This window comes from Streptomyces hamibioticus, from assembly GCF_047946815.1.
In the GTDB taxonomy this organism is placed as follows: domain Bacteria; phylum Actinomycetota; class Actinomycetes; order Streptomycetales; family Streptomycetaceae; genus Streptomyces.
Window position 1 is genome coordinate 6720840 of sequence record NZ_JBKKQY010000001.1, and the last position, 16407, is coordinate 6737246.

Sequence of the window (16407 nt, forward strand, 5' to 3'; positions counted from 1 at the left end):
GTGTACGATCGGAGCACTGCTGCCGCCTTCCCGAGGAAGATCATGAAGTTCACCGACGGCTTCTGGCTCACCCGTGAGGGTGTGCATCTCTCGTACGCCACCGAAGTACGTGACGTGCGCCTCGAATCGAAGCGCTTCACCACCCATGCCGCCGTGACGCGGGTGCCCCGCAGAGGCGACACCCTCAACGGGCCGCTGCTCACGGTCGCGTGCTTCTCGCCGGCCGAGGGCGTCATCGGCGTCCGGGTCACCCACCACGCCGGCAGACGGCACCGGGGCCCCGACTTCGCGCTCGCGGAGACTCCGGACGGCGCCGGTGCGGTGCGCCAGGACGGCACCGTCACCGAGCTGACCAGCGGCCCGCTGACCCTGCGGATGGACCGCGACGGCCCCTGGGCGCTCGCCTTCCTCGACGCGGACGGCCGGGAGCTGACCCGGGCGAACGCCAAGGGCACCGCCTTCGCCACCACCGGCGACGGTGCCCACCACATGCTCGCCCGGCTCGCGCTCGGCGTCGGCGAGCACATCTACGGCCTCGGCGAGCGCTTCACACCGTTCGTCAAGAACGGCCAGGTGGTCGACATCTGGCAGGCCGACGGCGGCACCAGCAGCGAACAGGCCTACAAGAACGTCCCGTTCTACCTCTCCTCCCGCGGCTACGGCGTCTTCGTCAACCACCCCGGCGCCGTCTCCTTCGAGGTCGGCTCGGAATCCGTCGGCCAGGTGCAGTTCAGCGTCGAGGACCAGACGCTGGAGTACTACGTCGTCGCCGGGCCGGCCCCCAAGGACGTCCTGGCCCGCTACACGGCCCTCACCGGCCGCCCGGCCCTGCCGCCCGCCTGGTCGTTCGGACTCTGGCTGAGCACCTCGTTCACCACCTCGTACGACGAGGAGACGGTGATGTCGTTCGTCGACGGCATGGCCGAGCGCGGCATCCCGCTGTCCGTCTTCCACTTCGACTGCTTCTGGATGCGCGAGTACCAGTGGTGCGACTTCCAGTGGGACCCGGAGGTCTTCCCCGACCCGGACGGCCTGCTCGCGCGGCTGAAGGCCAAGGGACTGAGGGTCAGTGTCTGGATCAACCCCTACATCGCCCAGAAGTCCCCGCTGTTCGAGGAGGCCGCCGCCCTCGGCCACCTGGTGCGCCGGCCGAACGGCGACGTGTGGCAGTGGGACCTGTGGCAGGCCGGAATGGGCCTGGTCGACTTCACCAGCCCCGAGGCCCGCGCCTGGTACGTCGCCAAGCTCAGACCGCTGCTCGACCAGGGCGTGGACTGCTTCAAGACCGACTTCGGCGAACGCGTCCCCACCGACGTGGTCTGGCACGACGGCTCCGACCCGGAGCGGATGCACAACTACTACACCCACCTCTACAACCGGACCGTCTTCGAACTGCTGGAGAAGGAGCGCGGGCAGGGCGAGGCCGTGCTGTTCGCGCGGTCCGCGACCGCGGGCGGCCAGCAGTACCCCGTGCACTGGGGCGGCGACTGCTGGTCCTCCTTCGAGGCCATGGCCGAATCCCTCCGGGGCGGCCTGTCGCTGTCCCTGAGCGGCTTCGGTTTCTGGAGCCACGACATCGGCGGCTTCGAGGGCACGCCCGACCCCGCCGTCTTCAAGCGCTGGCTGGCCTTCGGCCTGCTCTCCTCGCACAGCCGGCTGCACGGCTCGGCGTCGTACCGGGTGCCGTGGGAGTTCGGGACGGAGGCGGTCGACGTGGCCCGCCGGTTCACGCTGCTCAAACACCGGCTGATGCCGTACCTGTACGGTGCCGCCGTCGAGGCCCACCGCACCGGCGTGCCGATGATGCGGCCCATGGTGCTGGAGTTCCCGCGCGATCCCGCGTGCCGCCCGCTGGACCGCCAGTACATGCTCGGTCCGGACCTGCTGGTCGCCCCCGTGTTCACCGGGGACGGCGAGGTCGAGGTCTATCTGCCCGAGGGCACCTGGACCCACCTCCTGAGCGGTGAGCGGGTCACCGGACCGGCGTGGCGCACCGAGCGGCACGGCTACGACAGCCTGCCGCTGTACGTCCGTGAGGGCGCCGTCCTGCCGCTGGCCGGCGACGACCGTCGCCCCGACGGCGACTGGCTGGACGCCCCGACGCTGCTGGTCCACCCGTCCGCCTCGCCCGCGTACGGCGCCGCGGTGACCGTGCCCGGTCCGACGGGCGCGCCGGCCGCGACGTTCCGGGTGCGGCGCGAGGGCGATCTGCTGCGGGTCACCGCCGACGGCACCGACCGCCCGTTCACCGTGCGGGTGCCGGGCGGCGCGAGCGCCGAGGGGGCGCGGGAGGTGACGGTGCCGCTGGGGTGAGGGCACAGCCGGCCCGGGCGCGCGTGGCCGGGGTGCGGGAGATCCCCGGGGAGTTGCTGAGGTGAACTGCGCTCACGTCGAGAACGCGACCGACTCCGGGTGGCTCGTCGGCTTCCCGGCCCGGAGGCCGAGCGCCGCCTCCGATCGGCTGACCGTCCGGGAGTTGTCGCATGGTGAGGGAGCGGTGCGGCTGCGGGAAGGACCGGCCGCACCTGGAGCCACCGCCCGGCCATGCCGTCCGAGGCCGGCATGGCCCTGGAGACGGACGCCTCCGGATACCCGTATGTGTCGGAGATGTGTCCCGCTCTCCTCGATGCCCTGACTCCGGCGCGGACGTCCCGCACGTGCTCCGTCTTCCGCACGGCCACCGGGCGGCCGGCCCGCTGCCGGTCATCCGGTGATGCCCATGCGCTGCCCCGCGGCTGAGCCGGCTCTCCCGCTGCCTGGAGCGCGCCACCTGGGCGGGCGGCCACGCCGTCCCGGGCCGGTGCACGTCCGCACGCCCGGCACCGTCACGGGCCGGCGTGTGCCGGGTGCTTCTCCCGGCTCCCCGGGTGCCGGTGCCGCCAGATCCAGAAGACCGTGCAGGACAGCAACGCCCAGCCGGCCAGCACCAGGAAGGGGAACGCGTGCTGGTGGTCGGGGAAGTACACCGCCGTGTGCTGGGCGTTGACCGACGCACCGGGCGGCAGCCACCGGCCGATCTCGCCCAGCGGGGACGGCAGCAGCGCCCAGGACACCGCTCCGCCGGACGACGGGTTGCCCAGCAGCACCATCAGTCCCCAGGTCGGCAGCATCGCCCAGCGCCCGACCAGGGTGTTGAACATGGTGAAGACCATGCCGCTGGCGAACATGGTGAGTGCCAGGATCAGCCACGACTCCACGAAGGGCAGGACCAGGGCGCCGAGCAGCCAGTCCACCGCCGCCGCGATGGCGAACCCCCCGAGCAGCGCGTAGGCGGCCGTGAACGCGATGCGCTCGGGCGGAGTGAGGGCCCGGGCGTGCACGCTCAGCTGGATCGCCCCGACGAAGCCGATGATGACGGCGGCCAGCGAGATGTAGAAGATCGCCAGTCCGCGCGGATCGCCCTCCTGCAGCGGGTTGATGTCCCGCACCGTCACCGCGACCCCGGTCTGCCTGCCGACCTCGGGTGCCGCCTCGGCCAGTACCTGGGCCACCGAGGCGCCCGACGCGCTCGACAGGTCCAGGACCGCCCTGCGTCCGTCCTCGCGCAACTCGAAGATCGCGAAGACGTCCTGCTCCTCGACGGCCCGGCGGGCGGCGGCCGCGCTGTCATAAGGGTGCACCTTCACCGAGGCGTTGAGCGCCTTCTCCAACCCGGCCAGATAGGCACGGCCGCGGGCCTCGTCGTAGGAGCCGACCACCGCCGTGGGGATCGAGCGCGGCGTGGGATCGGCCATGGAGTAGGTGTAGGACCACGCGAAGAGTCCGGCCGCCGCGGCGAGGATCATCACCAGCACGGTGGCTGGCCACAGCGGTGACGCACGGAACGCGGACCACCGCTGCGCCGGCGTCGGCGGCCGGCCGTGCGCACCGTGCGCTCCGCCGCGCGGGACCTCGTGCGAATCGCGCGGGACGTCGTGCGTACCGTGCGGTTCGCTGTGCGTGCCGTGCGGTTCGCCGTGCGCGCCGTGTGGTGCGCCGTGCGCGCCGTGTGGGATGTCGGCCATGTCGTCCGGTCCGCCCGGCGCGGTCAGACGCGCACCAGGGGCGTGTCGACGAGGTGTTCGGCCACGAACCAGGCCTGGAGCTCGTTGGTGCGGATGACGTCCGAGACCAGGATGTCGTTGGTCCCGTCGTCGCCCTGCTCCTGGATGCGGGCGGCGGCGTCGTGGCACTCGGCGAGGATCAGCTCGTGCGCCTCCAGCAGCCGCGACAGCATGGCCGGCACCTCCTCCACGCCGTCCGGCGGGCGCCGCACCGTGGTGATCTCCGCGACGTGCCGGGGATCGCCGACGGCGACACCGCCCAGTGTCTGGACGCGCTCGGCCATCGTGTCGATCAGCTCCAGCTGCTCGCCCGCGTGCTTGTCCATCAGCAGATGCAGCTGGTAGAAGGTCGCCCCGCGCATCAGCCAGTGGTACTTCTTGTACAGGTCGTGCAGGATGCGCGTGTCCGCCAGGACCTTGTTGAGCCGCTGGCAGGAGTAGAGGCGGGCGCCCATGGACAGGGCCACGGGGAACTGCTTGACGGTGCCGAACTCCTGAATGACGCGGCCCTGCTGGTGCAGCCACGGCTGGCTGCCGTCGGGGTGCTGCGCCGCGGCCGTGGGCTTCGGATCGCTGGTCACGCCTGGACTCCTTCCGGGGAGCGACGGGGAGGGTGCCGGTGCGCCGCGCGCGGCCGGCGTCGGGGCCCCTGCGACAGTCGATCAGCCGGTCACGGGCCCCGCAAACGCTGCGACCCGAGTGAGGCACGCGAGGCGCGCGGGCGGTGCCGCCGAGGCCGGGAGAGGGGGTTGTCCGGACCACGGGCCGCCTCTAAGGTCATCCGGAGTGCAAGCGCTTTCTGTCGTCGGTGTCCCGGGAGTCCGCATGCCCCCACCCCCCGCCCGTCGCCGCGTCGCCGTCGTCGGCACCGGCGCCATCGTCACCGGCGGTCACCTGCCCGCGCTGCGGGCCCACGCCGACCGGGTGGAGCTGGCCGCCGCCGTGGACGTGGACCCCGGCCGGCTCGACGCCTTCCGGGCCCGCGCGGGCGGGACGGTCGCCGGGTACACCTCGGTCGGCGCGATGCTCGACGCCGTACGCCCCGACCTGGTCCTCATCGGCACGCCGCCGTCCCTGCACCGGGAGCAGACGGTGGCGGCGCTCAAGGCGGGTGCCTGGGTGCTGTGCGAGAAGCCGCTGTGCCTGTCGCTCGCCGAGTACGACGACATCGCGGCGGCCGAGGAGGCCTCGGGCGCGTACGCGTCCGTCGTCTTCCAGCACCGATACGGCTCGGGCGCCGAGCACGCCCGCCGGCTGATCACGAGCGGCGAGCTGGGTGCCCCGCTCGTCGCGCACTGCCAGACCACCTGGCACCGCGACGCCGCCTACTACGCGGTGCCCTGGCGCGGGCGCTGGGACACCGAGGGCGGCGGTCCGACCATGGGCCACGGCATCCACCAGTACGACCTGCTGCTGCACCTGCTCGGTCCGTGGGCGGAGATCCGGGCCATGGCCTCCCGTCTGGTGCACGCCACCGAGAGCGAGGACGTCTCCACGGCCCTGGTGCGCTTCGCGGGCGGCGCCCTGGCCACGGTGGTCAACAGCGTCCTCTCGCCGGACGAGGTGAGCCGTATCCGGGTCGACTGCGCCGACGCGACGGTGGAGCTGACCCACCTGTACGGCCACCGCAACGACGACTGGACCTACACGCCCGCCCGGCACGTCGACCCCGCGCGCGCCGCCGCCTGGCGCACCCCCACGGCCGACGTGCCCAGCTCGCACACGGCGCAGCTCGGCGCCCTCCTCGACGCCTGGGACGCCGGTACCCGGCCCCCGGGCAGCGGCGAGGACGCCCGCGCCACCCTGGAGTTCGCCGCCGCCCTGTACAAGGCGGCGTTCACCGGACGGCCGGTGCACGCGGGGGAGATCGGCCCCGGCGACCCCTTCTACGCCGTCATGCACGGCGACCACCCCGACTGGGCCCCGAAGGAGCAGGCATGAGCGGTGGCAGCGGCGCCATCCGGGTCAGCCACACCCACGGGGAGGACATCACGGTGACCGCGGCGAACGGTACCGAGATCCTCCGTTACGTCTACCGTCCCGACCCCGACCCGTTCGAGTCCCGCAAGCCGTACGCCCACCCGGTGCGCACCCTCGCCGGGCGCACGGTGACCGGGTACCGGCCGAACGACCACCGCTGGCACAAGGGCGTGCAGATGACGGCCAGTCATCTGTCCGGGCAGAACTTCTGGGGCGGCAACTCCTATGTCCACGGCCGGGGTTACCTGCCCCTGCCCGACCGCGTCGGCTCCATGCGCCACGACGGCTTCGCCGACCTCACGGTCGAGGCGGACCGGCTCGCCCTCACCGAGCACCTCACCTGGATCGAGAACGGCGGCGGGGCCTGGGCGAGTGAGGAACGCGGGCTGGCCGTCCACGCGGTCGACGAGGAGGCCGGCGCCTGGGCGCTGGACTGGTCGATCCGCCTCACCAACACCCGTGACGCCCCGCTCGTCCTCGGCTCCCCGACCACCGCGGGCCGTGAGATGGCCGGCTACACCGGTCTCCACTGGCGCGGTCCCCGCGACTTCACCGGCGGCACGGTCTTCGCCCCCGAAGGCGAGGCCGACGCCGGGAAGCTGATGGGCACCCAGAGCCCGTGGCTGGCGTTCACCGCCGAGCACGACGAGGCCGACGCGCACTCCACCCTCGTCTTCGCGCACGCGCCCGAGAACCTCGACGAGAAGTCCGCGATCCACCCCTCGCACTGGTTCGTACGCTCCGAGCCGACTCCCACGGTGGCGTTCTCCTGGGCGTTCTTCGAGGAGTTCGCGCTGCCGCCGGGGGAGTCCTTCGCCTACCGCTACCGGCTGCTGGTCGCCGACGGAGCCTGGGACCGCGACCGCGTCGGCACGTATCTGCGCCGCCTGCCGTGGTGAGCGACGCCGGACCCGCGCTCCCGCGCCCGCTGCCGGGCGCCGTGGGACTCTCCCACCTGACCGCCTACGACTGGACCGCCGCGGACGGCGTGTGCGGCGGCAGCCCGCACCTGCACCTGGTGTGCACGGAGGCGTACGTCGTCACCGGCGGCCGGGGCGCCGTGCAGACCCTGAGCCCCGACGGCTACCGGGAGATCCCGCTGGAGCCCGGCTGCGTCGCCTGGTTCACCCCGGGCACCGTGCACCGCATGGTGCAGGGCGGCGATCTGCGGGTCACGGTGCTGATGCAGAACAGCGGTCTGCCCGAGGCGGGCGACGCCGTCTTCACCTTCCCGCCCGAGGTGCTGGCCGACCCGGACGCCTACGCGGCGGCGGCCACGCTGCCGCCGGGCACCGAGCCGGAGACGGAGGCCGCCGCCCGCCGCCGCAGGGACCTCGCGGTCGAGGGCTACCTCGCCCTGCGCCGGGCCCTGGCCGCCGGTGACGACGGCCCGTACCGGGCGTTCCAGCGGGCCGCCGCCCGCCTGGTCCGCGGCCGGGTGCCCGGCTGGCGGGCGCTGTGGCGGGCCGGTGCGCTGGCCGCCGCGGAGCGCACCGGAGCCCACCTGGAGGCGCTGGCCGCGGGCGATCCGGCGTACCTCGGCGAGGCGACGGCCTACCGGGCCGAGCCGACCCGGCGCGGCGGCTACGGCATGTGCGGCCGCCGCGACGAGTACGCGCTGCCGGGGACCACGCTGCCGTACCAGGGGGAGTGAGGCGGCAGCGCCCGAGGCGCGCGCCGCGACGGGAAGTCGGGCCCGCGGCGACGGGAAGTCGGCCTCGTTCTCCGGTCGTTCACGCACCGCTCTTCCGTACTGCCGTGGAATTCACGGGGTGTTGCGGCGGCAAGGGTGTAACGACCTTGTTGAGACGCGAATCATCTTGTCATGAACCTGCGGCCCGAGGGGCGGGTCGCAGTGCCTCATGGAGGTGTGGGATGCACCGAAGACTCGCCACCGGCCTCGCCGCCTCGGCCCTCTCCGTCGTCACCGTCGTCGGCACCGCCACGGCGGCCGACGCGGCTCCCTCCGACAGGGCCCAGGTGCTCGCGAGCTGGACGCAGACGAGCGCGTCGAGCTACAGCCTGTGGGCCGCCGCCCGCGCCAACCAGGCCGCCTGGGCCGCGTACGGGTTCGACTGGTCCACCGACTACTGCTCCTCCTCGCCGGACAACCCGTTCGGCTTCCCCTTCAACACCTCCTGCGCGCGGCACGACTTCGGCTACCGCAACTACAAGGCGGCGGGGTCCTTCAGCGCCAACAAGGCCCGTCTGGACAGCGCCTTCCACGAGGACCTCAAGCGCGTCTGCGCCCGCTACAGCGGCGGTACGAAGACCGCCTGCAACAGCACCGCCTGGACGTACTACCAGGCCGTAAAGGCCTTCGGCTGACGGGAGTCCGTCTGCGGTACAGTATCAGCTGTCGCTTATATAAGCGGCAGCTGATACATTTTTCCCATGCACGCCTTCGATGTGCTCGCAGACCCCGTGCGCCGCCGGATCCTGGAGCTCCTGGCCGACGGCGAGATGACCTCGGGGGCTGTCTGCGAAGTCGTTCAGAGGGAGTTCGGGATATCCCAGCCGGCGGTCTCACAGCATCTGAAGGTGCTGCGGGACAGCGGATTCGCGACGGTGCGCCCGGAGGGCGCCCGGCGGCTGTACGCCGTCGGCACGGCGCCCTTCGAGGACATCGACGCCTGGCTCGACCGGTTCCGCCGCTTCTGGACCCCCCACCTGGATGCCCTCGCAACCGAACTGGCCCGCGGCAAGCGCGAGCGACGCCTGCGCGGCGCCGACGAACCACCGAGGAGTACGTCATGATCGACGTGACACACCAGATCAGCTCCGTCCGCCGCGAGGTCGGAAAGCGCACGCTCGAGGCGGGCGAGGCCCGTGTGGTCACGATCGGCCGCACCTACGACGCCCCGCTCGACGACGTCTGGGACGCGTGCACCAGCGCCGAGCGCATCCCGCGCTGGTTCCTCCCGATCAGCGGCGAGCTGAAGCTGGGCGGCCGGTACCAGCTGGAGAACCACGCCGGCGGCACGATCGAGAGCTGCGATCCGCCGCGGCGCTTCACTGCGACCTGGGAGTACGACGGCGACGTCAGCTGGATCGAGCTGAACCTGAGCGCCGAGGAGGACGGTACCCGCTTCGAACTCCAGCACATCGCGCACATCGACGACGAGAAGTGGGCGCAGTACGGGCCCGGCGCGGTCGGCGTCGGCTACGACCTGCTGCTCGTCGGGCTGACGCTGCACCTGGCGAGCGGTGGCGCCGCCGTCGACCCGGAGGAGGCCATGGCCTGGACGATGTCGGGCGAGGGGCGGCGGTTCATCAGGGAGAGCAGCGAAAGCTGGTGCACGGCGAACGTCGACGGCGGCACGGACCCCGAGGAGGCGCGCGGGGCCGCGGACCGGACCACGGCGTTCTACACCGGGGAGACTGGGGAGACCGGGGAGACCGGGGAGACCGGAGAGGCTGGAGAAACCGGAAAGGCCGGAAAGGCCGGAAAGGCCGGGGAGGCCGGAGAGGCTGGAGAAACCGGTAAGGCCGGCGAAACCGGGGAGGCCGGTAAGGCCGGCTAGTCGGCGCCTGCCGACCAGCGGTTCTCCGGCGGCCGGGTGGCCGCCGCCGCGGCCAGCGCGGTGGCCGCACTGGCGATGCCCAGCACGGCGCCGGCCGCCACGTCGCCCGGGTAGTGCACGCCGGTGTGCACCCGGGAGTAGCCGACGGCGCTCGCCAGGGCGCCGAGCGGGACGGCCGCCGCCGGGAGGGCCACCCCGACGGCGGTGGCGAACGCGACGGCCGACGCGGTGTGGCCGGACGGGAACGACGCCGACGCGGGCATGGGCACATGCCGGTCCACCGTGACCCGGGCCGCCTCCCGGTCCGGCCGGGGCCGCCGCACCAGGCGCTTGCCGAGCAGATTGGCGGAGGCCGAGGCGACGGCCACCGCCCCGACCCCGAGCAGGGCCGCCCGGCGCGGGCGCGCACCACCCAGGGCGAGGGCCCCGGCGATGCCGAGCGACAGTTTGGAGTGGTCGGCGGCGTGCGACAGCCGGCGCAGCGCCCGGTCCAGCGTGGGCGTCGGGGTGGCGGCCACCGCCGCGTAGAGGGCGCCGTCCACGGCACGCAGATCCCGCAGCACGGCGCCGAGCCGCCTCCGGCGGGGGCGGACCGGCCCTGGCGTGTCGCCGTCGGTGTCGGTGTCGGTCGGTCCGGTCATGGTCTCCTTCTCCGTGATGGGCGGTGTGCCGCGCCCCGGCGGTGGACCCGGTGGGCGGGGTGTGCGCGGACCACCGGGCGGCCGGTGCCGGCCGGCCGGCCGGTGTCCGGCCTTGCCCGGCCACCTGCCGCACCAGCCTGATCCGCGTCCCATCGGGCGGCGCCCCGGAGGGGCCCGTCCGGGCGACGGGAACGCCCACCGGCACACCTGCGCGGGTGTCCCTTGCGCGGGTGCCCCGCGCCTCCGCTGCCCCACGCGTTCCGGCGGACGTGGCGCGGCACACTCCACGCCATGAAATCGGCCCAGAGGAGCCGCCTGCTGCGGAAGCTGACCGCCGAGATGCGCGGGGTTTCCGCCGCACCCCCGCATCGCGGACTTCCTCGATCGCTCCCGTGCCCTGCGGGCCTGACCCCGCGCGTGCCCGGACGGCGGGGCGAGCCGGGGCCGAGGGCCGGTGGCCCGGCGTCCGGCGACGGCGCAGATCCGGCCCTCCCGGCGTTGTGGGCGCAGCAGCAGCGCCCCTCGACGGCTTCCTGCGGGCAAGCCGCCCGGCGTCCGTGTGAGACGGAACGCCGGGTGGCGGTTCACCCTTGTCGCGGGTGGTCACGCGGTGGCGCGGAAGGACCGCAGCCGCAGGGAGTTGCCGACGACGAACACCGAGGAGAAGGCCATCGCCGCCCCGGCGATCATCGGGTTGAGCAGTCCGGCCGCCGCCAGCGGCAGCGCGGCCACGTTGTAGGCGAAGGCCCAGAACAGGTTGGACCTGATCGTGCCGAGGGTGCGGCGGGCCAGCCGGATGGCGTCCGCCGCGGCGCGCAGGTCACCCCGGACGAGGGTCAGGTCCCCGGCCTCGATCGCGGCGTCCGTGCCGGTGCCCATGGCCAGCCCCAGGTCGGCCCGGGCGAGCGCGGCGGCGTCGTTGACCCCGTCGCCGACCATGGCGACCGAACGGCCTTCGGCCTGCAGCCGCTCGACCACGTCCACCTTGTCCTGCGGCAGCACCTCGGCGATCACGTCCTCCGGGGCGATGCCCACCTCGCGGGCGACGGACTCGGCCACGGCCCGGTTGTCGCCGGTGAGCAGGATCGGCCGGAGCCCGAGACCGCGGAGCCGGCGGATCGCCTCGGCGCTGGTGTCCTTCACCGCGTCGGCGACTTCCAGGACCGCCCGCGCCTCCCCGTCCCAGGCGACCACGATGGCGGTCCGCCCGGCCGACTCCGCCTCGGCCTTCGCCCGCTCCAGCTCCGCCGGCAGCCGCATCGCCCACTCGGCGAGCAGCCGCTCCCGCCCGACCAGCACCGCATGGCCGTCCACCACGCCCTGCACGCCCAGACCCGGTACGTTCGCGAAGTCCTCGGGCGCGGGCAGCGCCCCCAGCCTCGTCAGGGCACCGTCCGCCACGGCCCGCGCGACCGGGTGCTCCGAGGCGTGCTCCAGCGCACCGGCCAGGCGCAGCACGTCGGCCTCCGGCACACCGTCGGCGGTGTGCACGCCCAGCAGGGCCATGCGGCCCGTGGTGACGGTGCCCGTCTTGTCGAGGACGACCGTGTCGACGCGCCGGGTGGACTCCAGCACCTCCGGACCCTTGATGAGGATGCCGAGCTGCGCCCCGCGCCCCGTGCCGACCATCAGCGCGGTCGGCGTGGCCAGTCCGAGGGCGCAGGGGCAGGCGATGATCAGCACGGCGACGGCGGCGGTGAACGCGGCCGTCAGCCCCGCCCCGTTGCCGAGCCAGAAGCCCAGGGTGCCCAGCGCCAGTGCGATCACGACCGGTACGAACACCCCGGAGACGCGGTCCGCCAGCCGCTGCGCCGCCGCCTTGCCGTTCTGCGCGTCCTCCACCAGCTTCGCCATCCGCGCCAGCTGGGTGTCCGCGCCGACCCGGGTGGCCTCCACCACCAGCCGCCCGCCGACGTTGACCGTGGCGCCGGTGACCGCGTCGCCCACCGCCACCTCCGCCGGCACGGACTCGCCGGTGAGCATCGACGCGTCCACCGCCGAGGAGCCCTCGGCCACCGTCCCGTCGGTGGCGATCTTCTCGCCGGGACGCACCAGGAAGCGGTCGCCGACCCGCAGCTCACCCACGGGGATCTGCTGTTCGCCGCCGTCCCGCAGCACCGTGACGTCCTTCGCGCCCAGCTCCAGCAGGGCCCTGAGCGCCGCACCCGCCTTGCGCTTGGACCGGGCCTCGAAGTACCGCCCGGCCAGGATGAACGCGGTCACTCCGGCGGCGGCCTCCAGGTAGATGTTCCCGGCGCCGTCCGTACGGGCGATGGTCAGCTCGAAGGGGTGCGTCATCCCCGGCGTGCCCGCGGTGCCGAAGAACAGGGCCCACAGCGACCACAGGAACGCCGCCGACGTGCCCACCGAGATCAGCGTGTCCATCGTCGCCGCGCCGTGCCGGGCGTTGGTCAGGGCGGCCCGGTGGAAGGGCCAGGCCGCGTACGTCACCACGGGTGCCGCCAGTGTCAGGGACAGCCACTGCCAGTACTCGAACTGCAGCGCCGGCACCATCGCCATCGCGATGACCGGCACGGCCAGCAGCACGGCCGTGACCAGTCGCTGCCGCAGCGGCCGCAGCCCGTCGGGCCCCTCGCCGGCCCCCGCCTCGGGCGCGGGCTCGGTGCGCGGGGGCTCGGGCTCGTGGGCGGTGTAGCCGGTCGCCTCGACCGTGGCGATCAGGTCCGGGACGGAGACGTCACCGCCGTAGCTGACCTTCGCCTTCTCCGTCGCGTAGTTGACGGTGGCGGTGACCCCCTCCATCCGGTTGAGCTTCTTCTCGATGCGGGCCGCGCACGAGGCGCAGGTCATGCCGCCGATGGCGAGTTCGATCTCGGCCGGGGCGTCGGTCGTACGGGTGGTCATGGCTGCTCCTGATACGGGGTCCTCGGCCGGGACCCGGCGTGCGGGTCCCGGCGCGTACGGGGGAGTGCGGGTCGGTCAGAGGCGACCGGTCAGCTCGTAGCCGGCCTCGTCGACCACCTCGGCGATGACGGCGTCGTCCGGGGCGGCGGCGGAGGTGACGGTCACCCGCCCGGTGTCCAGGTCGACGTCGGCCCCGGTCACGCCGTCCAGCCCGCCGATCGCCTCGGTGAGCGTGGCCTTGCAGTGGCCGCAGGTCATCCCGGAGACGGCGTACGTGGTCGTGACGGCTTCGACGGCCGCCGTCACGGCGGTCGCGGTGGTCGAGCGCTGGCCGTCGGTGGAGCAGCAGGACGAAGGCATGGGGCCCTCCTGTGGGTGGTGCCGCACGGATGCGGATGGACCGGAGATGGATGGGGATACCGGCGCGGATACCGCCAGGGGGTATCCGTGCCGCCGGGGTCATGTATACCCCTGGGGGGTAAAGGAAGCAAGCCCGTGATCCGCTTGACTTGGTACCCCCTAGGGGTATGGTGAGCTGCATGAAGCGCCTCCCGAACGAGCGGAGGCCGGGAGGAACGAGGAGACGACCGCCATGCGCACCGGACTGAGGATCACCGCGTTCGCCGCCGCACTCGCCGCGACCTTCGGCACGGCCTACGGCGTGGGCCGGGGCATCGACCCGGTCGTCGCCGACACCGCCCCCGCCCCGCACGACCGGCACAGCCCGTCGGCCCCGGCGCCCACGGAGCACGCGGGCCACGACAGCACCCCGGCCGGCGGACTGCAGATCTCGGAGAACGGCTACACGCTCGACCTCGCCACCCCGCGCGTCACCGCCGGGCAGCGCACCGAACTCCGGTTCACCGTCCGCGACGACCACGGCCGCGCCGTCACCGACTACCGGCGCGAGCACGGCAAGGAACTGCATCTGATCCTGGCCTCGCGCGACCTGGTGACCTACCGCCACCTGCACCCCACCCGCGCCGCCGACGGCACCTGGAGCACGCCCGTCGAGCTGCCCCGCGCGGGCGGCTACCGGGTCTTCGCCGACTTCACCCCGCAGCGGAAGGGCGCGCAGAACCTCACCCTCGGCGCGGACCTCGCGGCCTCCGGAAGCTACGCGCCCGCGAACCTCCCGGCGCCGGCCGGCACGGCCCGGGTCGGCGACTACCGCGTCGACCTGTCAGGCACCCTGCGCCCGGGCGAGCCGGCCGGCCTGACCCTGAAGCTCAGCCGCGACGGCGAGCCCGTCACCGACCTCCAGCCCTACCTCGGCGCGTACGGCCACCTGGTCGCCCTGCGCTCCGGCGACCTGGCCTACCTCCACGTCCACCCGAACGGCGAACCCGGCGACGGCAGGACGAAGCCCGGCCCGGAGATCTCCTTCACGGCGACCGCGCCCACCGGCGGCACCTACCGTCTCTTCCTGGACTTCCAGCACGGCGGCGAGGTGCACACGGCGGCGTTCACCGTGCGCGCCGGACAGGCGTCCACCACGCCGGAACCGGCGCCGGAGACGCACCCCGACGACGGCCACGGGCACTGACGCGCCCCGCGCTCACACCGCGACGACCCGGACCCCGGCCTCCTCGAACCGCCGCACGGTGTCCGGGTCGGCCGCGCTGTCCGTCACCAGCGTGCCCACCGCCTCGACCGGGCAGATCCGGGCGAACGCCCGTCGGCCCAGCTTGCTGGAGTCGGCGGCGACGACCACGCGCTCGGCCCGCTCGCACAGCAGCCGGTTGATCGCGGCCTCCGCCTCGTCATGGGCCGCGGCGCCGTGCGCCACGTCGAGGGAGACCACGCCCAGCACCGCCACGTCGAGGGTGATCTGGCCCAGCACCCCGTCCGCGAGCGGCCCGATCAGCTCGTACGACTGGGCCCGCGCCACCCCGCCGGTCACCACGATCTTGAACTGCGGCCGCACCGCCAGCTCGTTGGCGATGTTGAGCGCGTTGGTGACGACCGTCAGCGCCGGCGTCCCCGACGCCAGGTCGCTGCGCACGGCCAGCGCACGCGCCACCTCCGTGGTGGTCGTGCCGCCGGTCAGCCCCACCGCCTCGCCGGGCGCCACCAGATCGGCGACCGCCTTCGCGATGCGCTGCTTCTCCGAGGCCCGGCGGGCCGTCTTGTACCGCAGCGGCAGCTCGTACGACACCCCGTGCACGACCGCGCCGCCGCGCGTGCGCACCAGCATCTGCTGTTCGGCGAGCTGGTCGAAGTCGCGGCGGATGGTCGCGGCCGACACCTCCAGCTCGGTCGCCGCCTCGTCGACATCCAGCCGGCCGCGTTCGACGAGCAGCTCCAGCAGTGCCTTCCAGCGGGCGTCGCGCGACATGCGCACCCTCCGTCTCTCGGTCCTCGATCGACCCTAGCGCACAACGATCTCCCGCTGAATGCTTGATTGTGCTCGAAAAGCCGCTATACCTTGCAGTAATAGTCACCGCTAAGGGAGGGGTGCGGGATGACGCACGTCGAGGACGAACTCACCAGCCAGCCCGGGTGCTGGACGCGCGCCGCGGTGGAGGCCGCGCAGCACGGCGCGGCACTTCCGGCGCGGGGGGAGCGGGTCGCCGTGGTCGGCTGCGGCACCTCGTACTTCATGGCCCAGGCCGCCGCGGTACTGCGGGAGGAGGCCGGCCACGGCGAGACCGACGCCTTCGCCGCCTCCGAGTTTCCCTCCGGCCGCGCGTACGACCGCGTCGTCGCCCTCACCCGCTCCGGTACCACCACCGAAGTACTGGAACTGCTGGGCCGGCTGCGGGGCCGTACCCGCACCGTCGCGATCACCGCCGACCCGGACACGCCCGTGATGGCGGCCGCCGACGACGTGGTCGTCCTGGACTTCGCCGACGAGCGGTCGGTGGTGCAGACCCGGTTCGCCACCACGGCCCTCACCCTGCTCCGCGCCCACCTGGGCCGGGACACCGACGCGGCTGTCGCCGACGCCCGCACCGCGCTCGCCGCCGAGCTGCCCGCGGGACTCGTCGAGTGCACCCAGTTCACTTTCCTCGGCCGGGGCTGGACCGTCGGGCTGGCCAACGAGGCGGCGCTGAAGATGCGCGAGGCCTCGCTGTCCTGGGCCGAGGCCTACCCGGCGATGGAGTACCGGCACGGCCCCATCAGCATCACTACCCACGGCACGGCCACCTGGATGCTCGGCGAACCGCCCGAGGGACTGGCCGAACAGGTCCGGCGGACCGGCGGACTGTGGGTGGCCGGCGGCCTCGACCCGCTCGCCGAACTGGTCCGCGCCCAGCGGCTCGCCGTAGCCGTCGCCGCCGCCCGCGGCCTCGACCCGGACCGGCCCCGCCACCTCACCCGCTCGGTGATCCTCGCCCCCTGACGCCCGAA

15 protein-coding genes are annotated in these 16407 nt (G+C 73.6%); 9 read left to right on the plus strand and 6 right to left on the minus strand.

What is annotated here, in order from left to right:
- Positions 1 to 42: 42 nt before the first annotated feature.
- The gene (yicI, locus tag ACLGIH_RS30675; protein WP_416528535.1) at positions 43 to 2313 is read left to right on the plus strand and encodes an alpha-xylosidase; all 2271 of its coding nucleotides are present in this window, start codon (positions 43 to 45) and stop codon (positions 2311 to 2313) included.
- Between the two features lie 512 nt (positions 2314 to 2825).
- On the opposite strand, the gene ACLGIH_RS30680 is transcribed toward yicI, so the two are convergent.
- Together ACLGIH_RS30680 and ACLGIH_RS30685 are read right to left on the minus strand one after the other, a co-directional pair.
- Positions 2826 to 3785 (minus strand): ABC-2 transporter permease, encoded by a 960-nt coding sequence (locus tag ACLGIH_RS30680; protein WP_416529518.1) that lies wholly within the window; start codon positions 3783 to 3785, stop codon positions 2826 to 2828.
- Between the two features lie 242 nt (positions 3786 to 4027).
- Complete coding sequence (locus tag ACLGIH_RS30685; RefSeq protein WP_416528536.1) at positions 4028 to 4624, minus strand: Dps family protein; 597 nt, start codon at positions 4622 to 4624, stop codon at positions 4028 to 4030.
- Between the two features lie 244 nt (positions 4625 to 4868).
- Between ACLGIH_RS30685 and ACLGIH_RS30690 the strand changes: the two genes are divergently transcribed.
- From ACLGIH_RS30690 to ACLGIH_RS30715, 6 genes are all read left to right on the plus strand, one after another.
- A complete protein-coding gene (locus ACLGIH_RS30690) occupies positions 4869 to 5984 on the plus strand; it encodes a Gfo/Idh/MocA family protein (RefSeq protein WP_416528537.1) in 1116 nt (371 codons plus the stop codon).
- Positions 5981 to 6922, plus strand: a complete 942-nt coding sequence (locus ACLGIH_RS30695) for a DUF6807 domain-containing protein (protein WP_416528538.1) — start codon at positions 5981 to 5983, stop codon at positions 6920 to 6922. The genes ACLGIH_RS30690 and ACLGIH_RS30695 overlap by 4 nt, the downstream gene beginning before the upstream one ends.
- A complete protein-coding gene (locus ACLGIH_RS30700) occupies positions 6916 to 7677 on the plus strand; it encodes a cupin domain-containing protein (protein ID WP_416528539.1) in 762 nt (253 codons plus the stop codon). The genes ACLGIH_RS30695 and ACLGIH_RS30700 overlap by 7 nt, the downstream gene beginning before the upstream one ends.
- Positions 7678 to 7898: 221 nt before the next feature.
- Entirely contained in the window at positions 7899 to 8351 is a 453-nt protein-coding gene (locus tag ACLGIH_RS30705) for a phospholipase (RefSeq protein WP_416528540.1), read from the plus strand.
- 66 nt (positions 8352 to 8417) lie between these two features.
- On the plus strand, positions 8418 to 8780 hold the full coding sequence (locus ACLGIH_RS30710) for an ArsR/SmtB family transcription factor (RefSeq protein WP_416528541.1): 363 nt from the start codon (positions 8418 to 8420) through the stop codon (positions 8778 to 8780).
- Entirely contained in the window at positions 8777 to 9547 is a 771-nt protein-coding gene (locus ACLGIH_RS30715; protein WP_416528542.1) for an SRPBCC family protein, read from the plus strand. The genes ACLGIH_RS30710 and ACLGIH_RS30715 overlap by 4 nt, the downstream gene beginning before the upstream one ends.
- On the opposite strand, the gene ACLGIH_RS30720 is transcribed toward ACLGIH_RS30715, so the two are convergent.
- The 3 genes from ACLGIH_RS30720 to ACLGIH_RS30730 form a co-directional block, all read right to left on the minus strand.
- Complete coding sequence (locus ACLGIH_RS30720) at positions 9544 to 10188, minus strand: phosphatase PAP2 family protein (RefSeq protein WP_416528543.1); 645 nt, start codon at positions 10186 to 10188, stop codon at positions 9544 to 9546. The two genes, ACLGIH_RS30715 and ACLGIH_RS30720, sit on opposite strands and share 4 nt — an antisense overlap.
- Positions 10189 to 10791: 603 nt before the next feature.
- Positions 10792 to 13053: a heavy metal translocating P-type ATPase gene (locus tag ACLGIH_RS30725; protein ID WP_416528544.1), complete on the minus strand. Its 2262-nt coding sequence runs from the start codon at positions 13051 to 13053 to the stop codon at positions 10792 to 10794.
- A 75-nt stretch (positions 13054 to 13128) separates the two neighbouring features.
- A complete protein-coding gene (locus ACLGIH_RS30730) occupies positions 13129 to 13413 on the minus strand; it encodes a heavy-metal-associated domain-containing protein (RefSeq protein WP_416528545.1) in 285 nt (94 codons plus the stop codon).
- A gap of 232 nt (positions 13414 to 13645) precedes the next feature.
- Between ACLGIH_RS30730 and ACLGIH_RS30735 the strand changes: the two genes are divergently transcribed.
- A complete protein-coding gene (locus ACLGIH_RS30735; RefSeq protein WP_416528546.1) occupies positions 13646 to 14599 on the plus strand; it encodes a hypothetical protein in 954 nt (317 codons plus the stop codon).
- 12 nt (positions 14600 to 14611) lie between these two features.
- Here the strand turns inward: ACLGIH_RS30735 and ACLGIH_RS30740 are convergent, their stop codons facing one another.
- Complete coding sequence (locus tag ACLGIH_RS30740) at positions 14612 to 15391, minus strand: DeoR/GlpR family DNA-binding transcription regulator (protein ID WP_416528547.1); 780 nt, start codon at positions 15389 to 15391, stop codon at positions 14612 to 14614.
- 126 nt (positions 15392 to 15517) lie between these two features.
- Between ACLGIH_RS30740 and ACLGIH_RS30745 the strand changes: the two genes are divergently transcribed.
- Positions 15518 to 16399 carry an SIS domain-containing protein gene (locus ACLGIH_RS30745; RefSeq protein WP_416528548.1) on the plus strand — a complete coding sequence of 294 codons (882 nt, stop codon included), beginning with the start codon at positions 15518 to 15520 and terminating at the stop codon, positions 16397 to 16399.
- Positions 16400 to 16407: the final 8 nt, after the last annotated feature.